The organism is Paenibacillus agricola (genome assembly GCF_011440305.1).
Lineage (GTDB): Bacteria > Bacillota > Bacilli > Paenibacillales > NBRC-103111 > Paenibacillus_S > Paenibacillus_S agricola.
In genome coordinates this window covers 90,842-104,977 of sequence record NZ_JAAOIW010000003.1, presented here as the reverse complement: position 1 = coordinate 104,977, position 14,136 = coordinate 90,842, and the positions used below count along the sequence as shown (strand labels likewise).

The window sequence follows — 14,136 nt, the reverse complement described above, 5'->3', positions numbered from 1 at the left end:
TAAGCGCTGAGTATGGGGGGCACCACCCCTATTTTTTTGAGAACTAGTTCATATGGAATTAATTATGTCTGGAACCAACAACAATAAATAGTTATACTACATGATATGAAAGTATCATCTTGAAGCAGGTGGAGTATGAAATACCGATTTTCCTCTGAAAAGCTGCCTTACCAGTTTCAAGTGGCCAAAAGTGTTCAAGCTAGGCTTATTATTTTTTTAATGATTGTGGCTATTTTGCCTTTGCTTACACTTGGTTATTTTTCTTATAATAAGTCATCCCAGGTTGTAAATTCACAATTCGGAAACTACGGCTTGTATGCTGTACAGCAGCTGAGGCTTCATCTGGATTCCAACTTAAAGCAAATGGAAAATATCACTGGGAATCTATTAGCTTATTTAACATCCACACCCATTGTGATCGAAGATGAGGATATTCAGACTTACAGCCAATATACAGATGAAAGAGATCTGAAAAGACTTCTCGCATCTTACACAAATGCGGATATAATAAGTGTAAGTATCGTTACAAAATCCGGGAAAATTTATGGGAACGATATGATTAATGCCGAGATGCTGATGCGATCTAGTTTTTGGAAGGATGTTTCAGAGCATGTTATCATACGCAATAAAATTATTATTCATCAACCGGACTACTACTCATCCACATCGGTAAATTACGTGATTAGTTTAGTGGTACCTATACAAAAACAGTTCAGGCTACCGGAAGGAAGTCGTATTTTAATTGAAATGAAAGCGGATTCAATATTGGGGTTATTTCGCAATTTTGAACATGATTTGAAAGCGCATCTGCAAATTCTTGATCAAAACAGAGAAGTTTTGTTACAAACCTCAGATGATTATTCATTTGCTGATAACGATATCATCTGGTCGGATCGGTTGGATATGAATGGGTGGATCATTGAAGCCAGATTGCCGTATAAGCAATTTTATGAATCCTCCAGTGTCATTTTGAAATATTCGTTGTTTGTTTCTTTACTAGCGCTTGTTTTGGTTGTAGTTATGGCGGGTATCTTTTCTTCGCGTTTTACCAAACCCATTAAAGAATTAGCTAAATCGATCAAGAGATTCGGTCAAGGGGATCTTTCCGTACAGATCCCGATTACCACATCGGATGAGTTGGGATATTTGGGTGATGCCTTTAATCGGATGACTGCACAAATCAAACAGTCGGTACATGAAATCAGTCTTAAAGAAAAACTCAAAAGCGAAGCCGAGTTGAGAGCGCTCCATTATCAAATTAATCCGCATCTGCTATTCAATACATTGAATAGCATTCAATGGAAGGCAAGATTAGCCCATCAGCCAGATATCCAAAAAATGCTCGTGCATTTAGTCGCCGTGCTGGAAGCGAGCTTTAATTTTAAGCAAGCGCTTGTGCCACTTAAAACGGAGCTGGAGGTGGCACAGCATTTTTTGGAAATTCAACGTTACAGGTACGGAGAAGTATTCACCGTTTTATTGAATGTGGAGCCTGGGCTAGAGCGCTGCCTTATACCACGTATGGTACTTCAACCCTTGTTAGAAAACATCTTTTTTCATGCTTTTACAGATGGTAGGGGGCAATTGAAAATTACGATTACTTCCATACGGCAAAATATTTGCATAGAGCTTACCGATGACGGTTTGGGTATTAAACCCGAGCATCTGAATTATATTAGAAGTGGTCAAAAAATTCCTGATAAACAGGGCGGCTTGGGTTTGCGAAACGTCGATGAACGATTTAAGCTGCATTTTGACTTACAGTATAAGATGAACATTGAATCAGAGAGAATGAAAGGAACGAGGATGATTATCATATGGCCGAAATTGTTTTAGATACTGTTTTAAAAGTGATGATTGTCGATGATGAGCAGTTGGTCAGACAAGGTTTGCGCATGACGGTTGATTGGGAAAAGCATCAGATGACGGTTGTTGCGGACTCTGCGAACGGTTTACTTGGTTGGGAGTCGTTTCAGAAGCATCGTCCAGACATCGTTATTACCGATATTGTGATGCCGGAGATGGACGGAATTGAGCTGGCCAAACGAATTTTGGCGGATTACCCAGAGACTAAGATATTGTTTCTAAGCTGTCACCGCGATTTTAGCTTTGCCAAGCAAGGTATTCAGCTCGGTATATCCGATTACATTGTAAAAACTAACTTTGATGATGCACAAATGGATGATAGCTTGGAAAAAATACGTCAGGAATTGACTCTTCACAAGCTACTGGAACCCTCTTCTGCCCTGATGCACAAAGATCAACACAGTAGAGATAATCTTCTGCAAACATGGTTAATGGAAAAGAAACAAGCTGCCGCTGCTCAATTGAAGCAGCATTTGGACAATGATTGGAAATGGATGGTTTCCGGGGGCCAAATATTCCATCTGTTTATGAATGGAGCCGATCATGCGGACGAAAAAGGTTGGGGTTTACTGGAGGAGGTCATTCAAACCTTTCCACTTGTGTATGATGAGGGCATCTTATTTCTTAATAATGGACGGGACTCCATGTTTTTAATTTGTGCTCCACACCTTTTGAATTCATGCAAAAATGATTTACTCGCCATGAAATTGAAAAAGCCTTGGCTGCATTGGAGAACTGAGGGAAATATACAAGATGCGTCGGGCTGGATGACGGCCACAGAAAAAATGCATCGGCTTCGGCAAATTGAGCTGCAAATCGAATTGCGCAACGGGATTCATAAGGATGATGTACTTCGAGTAATTGATTTTGTCGACCAGCATTTGCATCTGGATATACGTGCTGCCGATCTGGCTAACCGAATAGGGGTTAGCAGAAGCTATTTCAGTACTATTTTCAAAGAAGAGGTGGGCTGCAGCCTAATCACTTTTATTTCTGACCGTAAACTTATACGGGCCAAGGATCTGCTGCGTTTGACCGATCTTCGAACGGATGAAATAGCCGAACAAGTGGGGATTCAGGATGTTAAATATTTTTCCAAATGGTTTAAGAAATGTGTGGCTCAAACCCCCAGCCTCTACAGACATCAAACAAAATAACGAAATGATGAAACAAGAATACGAAAACCTCCTGTCCTTGAGGAGTGTTTTTTTGTTTTTCGAAAATAATACACTATTATCAAACGAACGTCGGTTTGAAAGCACTTTCAAACCTACTATGATAAAGAGGAACCAAATAAGGGGGGTAATTAAGAATGAAAAAGAAAAGTTGGTCGCTACTGCTGGTCTTCTGTATGTTCTTCTCTATAATGGCCAGTGCATGTTCCAATTCAAGCAGCAATTCCGCAGAACTGGCAAAGCCCGGAGAAGCCGCCAAGCCTGCAGATGCGGATAAAAAGACGAAGCTGGTTGTTTGGATTTGGGAATCGGCAAAAACCGGTGTGGATCTAAACATGGAAGAATTTAAGAAGCAATACCCGAATATCGAAGTGGAATTTCAATTGATGAAATCGACGGACTTGTATCAAAAGTATCTGATCGCTTCCAATACCGGAGATGCAGTGCCGGATATTGTTTCATTGGAATCCACCAACCTTTCCCAAATGGTGCAGATTGATTCTTTACTGGATATTACTTCTCGCGTCCAGCCTTATAAAGACAAAATGAATGCATACAAATGGGAAGATGCGACAAAGGATAATAAAATCTATGCGATGCCTTGGGACAGCGGTCCTGTTGTGATGTTTTATAGAAATGATGTTTTTGCAAAAGCAGGGCTTCCTACCGATCCATTGGAAGTTTCTCAAAAAATCCAGACTTGGAATGACTACTATGAAGCGGCGAAGCTAATAAAAGAAAAAACCGGTGTTTTGATGTATGGAGACTCGAAAACAAATTCGAGTAACCGTGTATTCGAATCCATGATGTGGCAGCGCGGCCTGTGGTATTTCGATAAGCAGGGTAATGTATCCGTAGATTCGCCTGAAGTGAAAGAAGTAGCTGATTTTCTGGTAAAGATGCAAAAAGAAGGACTTGTATTTGATGCCCGTGCCAACACAGATCCTTGGGGAAATGCTATCAAGGAGGGTAAATTTGCTACAGTAGTAGGAGGTTCCTGGCATGACGCGACCATCGAGCAGCAATATGCCCCTGGAGATAAGGGGAAATGGTCGGTTGCCATGATGCCAAAATGGGCCAAGGATGATAAATATGTCAGTGCCAACCAAGGGGGCTCTAACATGGCTATCAACAAAAATTCCAAAAACCCTGAGGAAGCCTGGAAATTTATCGAATTTATGCTGGGCAAAGACAGTTCTCAAACGAAAATGATGTCCAAAGCAGGCTTGTTCCCAGCACTGAACACGGTATATAGTAGCCCGGACATGGACGCGCCATCTGCCTATTTCAACAATCAGCCGATCCTGAAAATGTATGCAGAGTCGTTAAAGCAGACTTTCCCACTTGCTTACACTTCCGATTTTCCACTGGCCAATAAAATGATGACGGACGTTTGGGCACAAATCTTTTTAAACAATGCACCCTCAGACAAAGCTTTGAAAAGCATGGCTGACGAGCTTAGGCAAAAAACGAAAAGAAAGTAAACAGAGAATAGAAAATATCCATTAGATCTCAAAAGAACAAACTGAGGGAGTATCATGTTCATTTGAACGAATGTGAATCAGCATGAGTTCGAAGGGGATGATGCCCCCTTTTGCTTTTTTAGCGCTAAGCAGTACATGCTTACGAAGTCAGTTTTGCTTCGCAAAACTCTTAGGAGGAAATCTATGAGAACCACAAGCTGGAAATGGCAGTTTCGACTGGCGCCTTATTTCTACATATCGCCATACTTTTTGTTGTTTATCTTGTTCTCTTTATATCCAATTGTTTATTCATTCTATATAAGTCTCACGGATTGGAACGGTTCTAAAGTGAAGTCGTTTATTGGGTTGCAAAATTATACGACTTTAATGCAGGACAACAGCTTTTGGTTGTCTTTATGGAACAGTGCTGTGATTTATATGATGTATGTTCCTTTAATGCTTTTTCTGGCGCTTATTTTTGCCAGTGTGCTCAATGCGAATTGGATGGTCGGTAAAGGATTTTTTCGTATGGCTTTGTTCGTCCCGAACTTTGTATCAGTTGTTGCTGTTTCTTTCGTGTTTGTTCTGATCTTCAATACGCAGGATGGACTTATGAATACGCTGCTGACGAATCTGGGATGGATAGATAAAGGTATTCCCTGGTTGGAATCACCGGGATGGGCTCGGTTTACTGTGGCCATGATGGTCTTGTATAGATGGCTCGGCTACAATATGTTGTTGCTTATCACAGGCCTGCAAAGCATCCCTAAAGATTTGTATGAGGCCGCATATGTCGATGGAGCGTCAAAAATACAAAGCTTCTTTCTGATCACCATTCCTCTGGTTAAACGAATTTTACTATTCTGTACAATTTTGTCCACAATTGGCACATTTTCATTATTTACCGAGCCTTTCATATTAACCCATGGAGGTCCTTTGAATTCCACATTAACTCCTGTTTTGATGCTATATAATGAAAGCTTTCAAAACTTTAATTTTGGTTATGCATCTTCGATCGCCGTCTGCTTTTTTATTCTCATGATGTTGGTCTCGTTAGTTCAATTACGCCTATTTGATGATAAAAATGGATAAAGGGGGAGAAATCGTGCAAACCTCATCTAAAACGAATTACAGCTGGAATCGCAAAAATCAATTAAATACCATAATCATGTTTATGGTAATGGCTATTATTTCCGTCATTATGTTATTTCCGTTTTTTTGGCTGCTAAGCTCTTCACTAAAAGCGGTAAGTGAAATATTTATCAACCCTCCCATATGGATTCCAGCTACGTTGCATTGGGAAAATTTTGGAGAGCTTTTTTCCAAAAGAGGTTTTGGCATCATTACGTGGAATAGCCTTTTGCTATCAACAACCTTTACTGTTGTAACGCTGTTCCTTTGCAGCTTAGGTGGCTATGCCTTTGCCAAATACCAATTCCGCGGCAAACAAATTTTGTTCGTATTTGTATTAGCTTCACTAATGATCCCTCACGAAGCGACGATGGTACCCCTATTTGTGATCTATAAGCAGCTTCATTTAATTGATAACATTTGGGGCGTAATTCTTCCGGATCTTGCCAATGCCTTTGGTATTTTCTTTATGCGACAATACTGTCGTTCGCTGCCAGATGAGATGCTAGAAGCAGCGCGAATTGATGGATGCTCCGAATTTACATTGTTCCGAAAGGTTGTACTTCCTAATTTAAAATCGGCTTTTGCAGCTTTGGGCATTATCTTGTTCGTTAAGCAGTGGAACAATTTTTTGTGGCCAGTTGTCATTCTAAGATCCAAAGAAAACTTAACACTTGCCGTAGCCATAAAAGCACTGGAAGACAGCAATTATACACCTTATCACTTGATCATGGCAGCTTCGGTTATTAGCGTTTTACCGCTACTTATCATCGTGCTTGTTTTTCAAAAGCAATTGATTTCGGGATTGACTGAAGGAGCTGTAAAAGGATAATCAATAATGCTATAGCTGTAACCCGAGCAGAACCAACTACTCTCGGGGTTATTTGCATTGAGCGCTGACAAATTGATCTGGACACTATGCCAAGGGCACTTCTAAAAAAATGTTATGAATACAAGATTGAAGACCTTGGGGGTAAGAAGTGGGGGGCAACTCAAAAAGAATGAAAGAGGACATGGGTATGGGGGTGGAGGAGCGAAGCGTTCGCCTTTGAAGCTCGTGTTCCAACCGCTGGAAGCCAAAAATTTAAGGAACACGAAATTCAACTGCGACCGGAACCCCATATCCATGTCCTCACCAACGCACGAATGTATGAGTTTAGACAAGGACCTGGCTTTCGGCCAGGTTTTTCTTATTTCCTATGGACATTGATAAATAAAGAAACAGAAATCTGTAAGTGGCAGACATCGATTTCCCAATTATGGTAATATAGATTTAGCGCAAAGGATTAATTGAAAGCGCAGACAACATCGAATTACTTTTTAGGAGGGAAATGTTCATGTCCATCCGTTTAAATGGTATATTTCTAAAGTTTCTGGGTTACTTTATCATGTTCATATTGATTCCTGTCGTTACGTTAGGTACGTTATCATATATCGTTTTTTCGAACTTCGTTCAGCAGGAAATTCGCTCTTTCAACCAGGTTATTTTGCATAAAACATCTGAAATCGTTGAGCAAAAAGCAGCGGAAATCCAAAATATGATGTATCAAACCGTACTTCAAGTACAAGTTAAGGATAATGACGCTCAAAAGAAACAGCAAGTAAAAGAACTGCTTGCAAGGATTAGAAACTCTAACAAGTTTATATATGATGTGTATGTGTACTATGGCAATACTCAACAGATCATACGGGCAGAAGGACAGTATGAGGCTGATTATTTTTTTCGCAACGTGTACCAGTATAAGGAGATGAATGGAAATCAATGGAGAAAAGTGCTGTCAGAAAGAAATAATTTTTCTGTGATTCCTACCCAAAAGGTTTCGGTTCTTGAAGGATCAGAGGTAAACCTCGTTACGTTTCTAACAGCGTTTCCACTGTATGATGATGCAATTGAAGGGAATTTGGTAGTTGTATTAGAAGAGGAGAAGCTATCATCCATCATGAATTCGCTAAACCAACAATCAGGGCAAAGCGGCTTCGTTATTACAGATTCAAATATGAAACCGATTTCATCCTCCGACAAATCTTTATTGGTACCGATGGACAGCCTCAGTCATACAACGATCTACCAGAAACTATTACATAATTGGAACGATCGGGAACAGAATTTCAAAACTACCCTAGAGGGGAAAAACTTTTCGGTTTCTTATATTGACTCGCAACTGATGGATTGGCACTATATTGTGTTTACTTCACTTGATAAAATGGATAGGCAAGCCAGCTATATTCGAACGCTGACCTTGGTCTTTTGTTTGATTTTGATTGGCATTGGTATTTATGTGGCGATACGTCTTTCCAGAAATCTGTCCCGTCCCATTTATGATATTATGAATTTATTCCAAGAAGCTGTCCTTGTGCAGGAAAGATCGAATAAAGATAAGAATGAATTTCAGTATATTTTCCAACACATTAATTTCGTCATCGATAATAATAAAAAATTACAAGTTAGCGCACAAAAGCAGCACATGCTGCTAAGAGATTATTATATTAAATCGCTGCTGCTAGGGGATTCAGCCAATGCGAACGAGCCAAACGATGAATTAGAGCCGATATTGCAGTATCCTCTGCATACAGCCATTGTTATTCATTCGGACTGCTTCAATGAGGAATCCAATTATGCGCATGACAATTGGAAAAACCGTTTAATGCACGTGATCGAACGGATGATGAACCAAGAGAATCAAATCTCCGGGCTGTTGACCAGTATGGGGGAATCTAATATCTCTATACTGCTCAACTTTTTAGATGAAGATATGTTTATGGACGAAATCCGCCAAATCACTGAATGTATTGCCCATGAAGTTGATAAATCGGGACAAAGAATTTCGATAGGAATTGGCAATGTCTACAATAGCCTTCAATATGTCAATAAGGCTTATGAGGAAGCATTGATGGCGCTCAACTTCCGGGATTTGAACAGTACCATTCAATTTATCCGCTATGGGGAAGCCCAATCCATAATGAATACCCAGTCTAATGTGTATACAACTGAATTAGAAAAGAAATTAACAAGCCATATCATGATGGGAGAAGCGGAGAAAGTGCAAGTGTTACTTGAAGACCTCTTTACTCGCAGTTTCGCCGATAAGGCTATTTATCGCATTCTGTTGGATTGCCGCCAAGCTCTATTGGATACGCTCAATAAATTAGTAACCAAACATCAGATCAGAAAAGGGAATATAAGCTTTCAGGAATTACTTCATCCTCCAGAAATAGAGCAGGTGGGCGTGATCGAAACCAAGGATTTTATTATCCATGCTTTTACTGAGTTGGCGCATCATTTTAAAAGTAACGCGGAAACCTCCAATGCAAAGCTGATGGAAGACATAATTGCTTTTATCCAACAGCGTTATGACCAAGCACTGTCGTTGGACATTATTTCTGACGCTTTCCAATTGAATCCTAAAAATTTAAGCAGGTATTTCAAAACACATCTCGGTATTAATTTTGTTGATTATTTAAATCATCTGCGCATTGAAAAGGCAAAGGAACTGCTTGCCAACGACCCGGATTTAAAAATCAATCAGGTGGCTGAAAAGACGGGAATCCCTAATATGAACAGCTTCATCTGGACATTTAAAAAGGTCGAGGGCATAACGCCGGGACAGTTTAAATCACTGATTCGAAGTGATAACGAAGACACTAATCAGCTGTAATGGCGTATTGAGAATTATTATGATCATTGGATATATTGTGATCATGTAAAGAAAATCTCCTTTTTCCCTGTTATCTAGGGTAAAGGAGATTTTTTATGATCCCCTGATTATTGGGGATTTACGGATGTGAAAGCGCCTTATAGAATAGGGCTAAGGATTTTGAAAGCGCTTAAATAATGAGCTATTCAACGCGATGAGACAGCAATTATGAAATGGAGGCGCAAGCGAAAAGATGAATCAAACCGTAGTGAAGGATATTCGTGAGATTGAGCACAAACAATGGCGAAGGGAATCTAAACTTATTACACGCATTATGCGAGACAGATATTTATTGCTGATGCTTATTCCCGGGCTGGTTTACTTTTTGATTTTTAAGTACATACCCATGTACGGGATTTTGATTGCCTTTAAGAACTACAGTATCTTTAAAGGAATTGCCGATAGCCCTTGGGTTGGATTCCGATACTTTATCGATTTTTTTCAAGGGCCGGATGCGTTTAAGTTAATTACGAATACGCTATTAATTAGCTTTTACCGTCTTTTTTTCGGTTTTCCGGCTCCTATTCTTTTGGCACTGGCATTTAATGAATTGCGCGGGAAGTATTTTAAGCGTTTCAGCCAAACGATAAGCTTTTTACCTCATTTTATTTCATCGGTTGTCATCGTTGGACTTGTTGTGAGCTTTTTGTCACCCGAAACCGGAATTATTAATACGCTGCTGAGCAAGGTTTTTGGTATAGAACCTATTTCATTTATGACGGAGCCCAGATACTTCCGAACTATATTTACGACGATGCAAATCTGGAAGGAAATCGGCTGGTCATCAATCATCTACTTGGCAGCTTTATCGGGGGTGAATACGGAGCTGTACGAGGCTGCAGCCATGGATGGAGCGAACCGTTTGAGGCAGACCTGGCATGTTTCACTCCCGGGGCTTCTTCCGACCATTGTTATCCTATTGATTTTAACGATCGGCAATCTAATGGATGTAGGCGCATCGACAATTATTCTCATGTACAATCCGGCGATTTATGATACGGCCGACGTCTTGAGCACCTATGTATACCGAAGGGGCTTGGTAGGAGCGGATTACAGCTTTGGGGCAGCGGTGGATTTGTTTAATAGCGCGATCGGTATTATATTAATTGTCGGAGCAAACAGACTCGGCAAAAAACTAACGGACACCAGCTTGTGGTAGTTTTGGAGAGGAGTGCTTAATTATGAGGATCAGAGCCACTTTAGACGACAGGATTTTTAGGACGGTTTCGATCATTCTGGTTTGGTTTGTCGTTATCATTACTTTGTATCCATTTTTGTTTGTATTGTCTTCGTCCATCAGTGACCCTAAAGCCGTTATGCAAAATAAAATCGTTCTCTTCCCTGTAGGCTTCAGTTTCGCGGCATATATGAAAGTATTCGCCTACCCGATGCTGAAAACGGGTTATATGAATACGATTTTTTACACGGTTATAGGTACAGTCTTGAATATGCTGTTTACTGCACTAATGGCGTATCCGTTATCAAGAAAGTCACTAATCGCCCACAAATATTTTATGTTTATCGTTACATTTACTTTGCTGTTCAGCGGAGGTATCATACCCACTTATCTTGTTGTAAAGGAAATGGGGTTAATTGATACCCGTTGGGCACTGATTATCCCCACACTCATATCGACGTGGAACTTGATTTTGTTAAAAAGCTTTTTTGAAAATATCCCGAAGGAATTGGAGGAAGCGGCTACCATCGACGGCTGCTCGCAGCTTCAAATATTGTTTAAGATCATTATCCCACTATCCGTCCCAGCGATGGCTACGCTATCCTTATTTTATGCAGTTACCCATTGGAACGCATTTTTTGACGCCATACTGTATTTGAGCAATCAAAATTTGCACCCCATCCAAATTTTTCTGCGTAATATCGTTATTGACAGCCAGACGGCTGAAATTCTGGAAGGAAGCGCCAAATCGGTTGATGATTTGATTCTGACTGAATCGGTCAAATACGCAACCATTATGGCAGTAGCTATGCCGATCATTGTCGTTTATCCTTTTATACAGAAACATTTTGTCAAAGGAATTATGATCGGGTCGTTGAAAGGCTAATTCCATAGAATCGCTTCCATTGGGGGCTATTCATAAAAAAATAAGAGCTAAGGGAGTTGTTTCATTTGAAATCATCCAAGAAGAAAATAACATCTATGATATGGGCTACAGCCATGGCCGCAACGGCGGTTGCAGGATGCAGCAATGCCAATGTGGAAACTGCTGTAGTCAGCAATGCGCCGCAGTCTACAGGCCAAACCGGTAAGCTTCCGTTAACGGAGCAAAAAGTGACATTAGACTATTTGCTCTCTGATCATGCAACACAACCGATTAACGCGACAGATCCTGTTATGGCGGAGCTCCAAAAAAGAACCAATGTATCCTTCAATTTCATCAAGACAGCAGAAGGCTATAACGACAAATTTAAAATTACGCTAGCATCGGGTAAGCTGCCAGATTTGCTCTACGCTGAGCTGGTTGACGCTAAGAAATACGGTCCGGAGGGGGCGTTTTTGCCGCTTGACGATTTGCTTCAAAAACACGGGCCTAATATCTTGAAAACGATTAAGGACCGCGGTATTGAGAAAGATTTGAAGGCGGCTGACGGTAAAATTTACGCGCTGCCGAAGCTACGAGAAAGCCCAACAGGCGGAGCCTTTATGGTGAGAAAGGACTTGCTGGATCAGTACGGAATCAAAGTGCCGGATACGCTCGACGATTACTATAAGATGCTGAAAACGTTTAAAGAAAAGGATCCGTCGATAGTTCCGCTTGGGACCACAATCGGTGATATGAACGCAATCTTCTATGTATTCGGAACTTATAATAATTACTTCGTTAAAAACGACAAGATGGAGTTCGGCCCGGCGCTGCCCGAAATGAAGGAAGCTCTCACATATCTGAATAAGCTGTACAGTGAAAAGCTGCTCGAGCCTGAATTTGGTATTATTGCATCGAAGCAAGTCGAAGCCAAAGTATCGAGCGGAAAAATTGGCGCTTACACCGGACATTTGAATCTAACAGATTTCTATACCAGCATTATGAAGAAGGACTTTCCCAATGCACAAATGATGCCGATCCCTCCACTGACGGGACCTGACGGTAAAAAACGCGTCATTCAGGAGCAGCTTATCGGTAATGCAGCAGTATTGTCGCACGATACTAAACACGCGGAGCTGATCATTAAATTATTTGATTATGTGTTCAGCGACGAAGGAAAGCTGCTCATGTCCTATGGTTTGGAAGGTGATTCTTATGAGATGAAGAATGGAAAACCAGAATATACAGAAAAAATGTATGGACCTACCAATAGCTCTTATCAAACGATGTTTACCAAATATGCTATGTTCGGACGCCGAATTCCGGTTGACCCTGCTGCTGATATTGGGCAGCAAGTGAACAAGGGTACGCTTTATGCCGATGGTGTAAAACTGCAAAAGCCACATTACATGACACCCAATCCACTACCGCATCTGACCTTTACAGAAAGTGAAACCGATGTGTTAAAAAGTAAGGAAACTGCCGTCAAGGATGTATCAGATCAATATATGTTGAAATTTATTATGGGTCAAGAATCTATGGATAACTGGGGCAAGTATACCGAAGCCTTGAAAAAAGCAGGACTTGACGATGCTCTAAAAATATATAATGAATCATATAGTAGATATAAAAAATAACGAATGAAAGAAGGAAACCAATATGACTAATCAAGAAGTAGGATATGCAGTAGTGGGCTTGGGTGTTGGTAAGTCGCATGTAAAGAGTGCCGTGAAAGCTAAGGGCTGCGGATTCGTTGCTATTTGTGACCTTGACGAAAGCGTTCTCAATAGTGTTGGTGATGAATGTAACATTCCGGCGGAGAACCGTTATACGAGCTATGAACTGCTGTTAAGGCGACCGGATATCGATGTGGTGAGTGTATGTACACCCAGCGGTATGCATCGTGACGATGCTATTAAAGCGTTGGAAGCAGGCAAGCATGTCTTAGTGGAAAAGCCTCTCGAAATCGAATTGGATAAGATCAACGACATTTTAGCTGCAGCGGAAAAAGCAGGGAAATATGTAGGTTGTGTTTTCCAGAACCGCTTGAGTCCCGGCAACAAAAAAATCAAAGAAACGATTGACAGTGGCAGGCTGGGCAAGCTTATCACGGCAAATTTTCATGTGAAATGGTACCGTACCGACGAATACTATGCTAGAAACGGCGGTTGGAGAGGAACGTGGGCAATGGATGGCGGCGGTGCCATCATGAACCAATCCGTACATACCATTGACTTGATGCAGTGGATGATGGGCCCGGTCAAGAGTGTTTTTGCCAAAGCAGGAGCCTACAATCACAGCATCGAGACCGAAGACACCGCTGTAGCTCTCATTCAATTCGAAAACGGGGCGATCGGTACTTTTATCGGAACAACCTGCGCCTATCCGGGCCTTGAGATTCTTTTACAAGTTCATGGTACTACCGGAACCGTCTATGCTAATAACTCAAATATTGAAGCCTTTAAGCTCGCGGATGATACGGAAAGAACAGAAGAGGCCCAGGTACTAAGCGAATTTGGAAAGCAGGAGAAGAAAAGCGGTGGAGCAGATCCATCGGCGATTTCCACAACCGGACATGCCGGACAAATCCAGGACATGATTTTTGCAATCCAAGAAAATCGTCCGCCTATGATCCTAGGAAAAGAAGGTTATGCAGCTGTTGAAATTATTCTTGCCATTTATGAGTCCGCACGGATGGGCAAGGAAGTGTTTCTTCCGTTAGTCAAATCCGAGGCACTAATAAAGAACTAAAGAGATGGAATTT

Annotated in this window: 10 protein-coding genes; all 10 read left to right on the top strand. The window is 41.0% G+C overall.

Going from position 1 to position 14,136, the window contains the following annotated elements:
• Positions 1-135: 135 nt before the first annotated feature.
• The 10 genes from G9U52_RS08500 to G9U52_RS08455 all read left to right on the top strand — a co-directional run bounded on the left by G9U52_RS08500 (position 136) and on the right by G9U52_RS08455 (position 14,123).
• A complete protein-coding gene (locus tag G9U52_RS08500; protein WP_166148399.1) occupies positions 136-1,836 on the top strand; it encodes a sensor histidine kinase in 1,701 nt (566 codons plus the stop codon).
• The gene (locus tag G9U52_RS08495; RefSeq protein WP_166148397.1) at positions 1,818-3,023 is read left to right on the top strand and encodes a response regulator transcription factor; all 1,206 of its coding nucleotides are present in this window, start codon (positions 1,818-1,820) and stop codon (positions 3,021-3,023) included. Before G9U52_RS08500 ends, G9U52_RS08495 begins: the two co-directional genes overlap by 19 nt.
• A 155-nt stretch (positions 3,024-3,178) precedes the next feature.
• Positions 3,179-4,525: an ABC transporter substrate-binding protein gene (locus G9U52_RS08490; RefSeq protein ID WP_166148395.1), complete on the top strand. Its 1,347-nt coding sequence runs from the start codon at positions 3,179-3,181 to the stop codon at positions 4,523-4,525.
• 183 nt (positions 4,526-4,708) lie between these two features.
• On the top strand, positions 4,709-5,596 hold the full coding sequence (locus tag G9U52_RS08485) for a carbohydrate ABC transporter permease (RefSeq protein ID WP_166148393.1): 888 nt from the start codon (positions 4,709-4,711) through the stop codon (positions 5,594-5,596).
• A gap of 13 nt (positions 5,597-5,609) precedes the next feature.
• Positions 5,610-6,467 (top strand): carbohydrate ABC transporter permease, encoded by an 858-nt coding sequence (locus G9U52_RS08480; protein WP_311764827.1) that lies wholly within the window; start codon positions 5,610-5,612, stop codon positions 6,465-6,467.
• A gap of 505 nt (positions 6,468-6,972) precedes the next feature.
• Positions 6,973-9,291 (top strand): helix-turn-helix domain-containing protein, encoded by a 2,319-nt coding sequence (locus tag G9U52_RS08475; protein WP_166148390.1) that lies wholly within the window; start codon positions 6,973-6,975, stop codon positions 9,289-9,291.
• A gap of 232 nt (positions 9,292-9,523) precedes the next feature.
• A complete protein-coding gene (locus tag G9U52_RS08470) occupies positions 9,524-10,489 on the top strand; it encodes an ABC transporter permease (RefSeq protein ID WP_166148388.1) in 966 nt (321 codons plus the stop codon).
• A gap of 22 nt (positions 10,490-10,511) precedes the next feature.
• The gene (locus tag G9U52_RS08465) at positions 10,512-11,393 is read left to right on the top strand and encodes a carbohydrate ABC transporter permease (RefSeq protein WP_166148386.1); all 882 of its coding nucleotides are present in this window, start codon (positions 10,512-10,514) and stop codon (positions 11,391-11,393) included.
• A 65-nt stretch (positions 11,394-11,458) separates the two neighbouring features.
• Complete coding sequence (locus G9U52_RS08460; protein ID WP_166148384.1) at positions 11,459-13,009, top strand: extracellular solute-binding protein; 1,551 nt, start codon at positions 11,459-11,461, stop codon at positions 13,007-13,009.
• A gap of 22 nt (positions 13,010-13,031) precedes the next feature.
• The gene (locus G9U52_RS08455) at positions 13,032-14,123 is read left to right on the top strand and encodes a Gfo/Idh/MocA family protein (protein WP_166148382.1); all 1,092 of its coding nucleotides are present in this window, start codon (positions 13,032-13,034) and stop codon (positions 14,121-14,123) included.
• Positions 14,124-14,136: the final 13 nt, after the last annotated feature.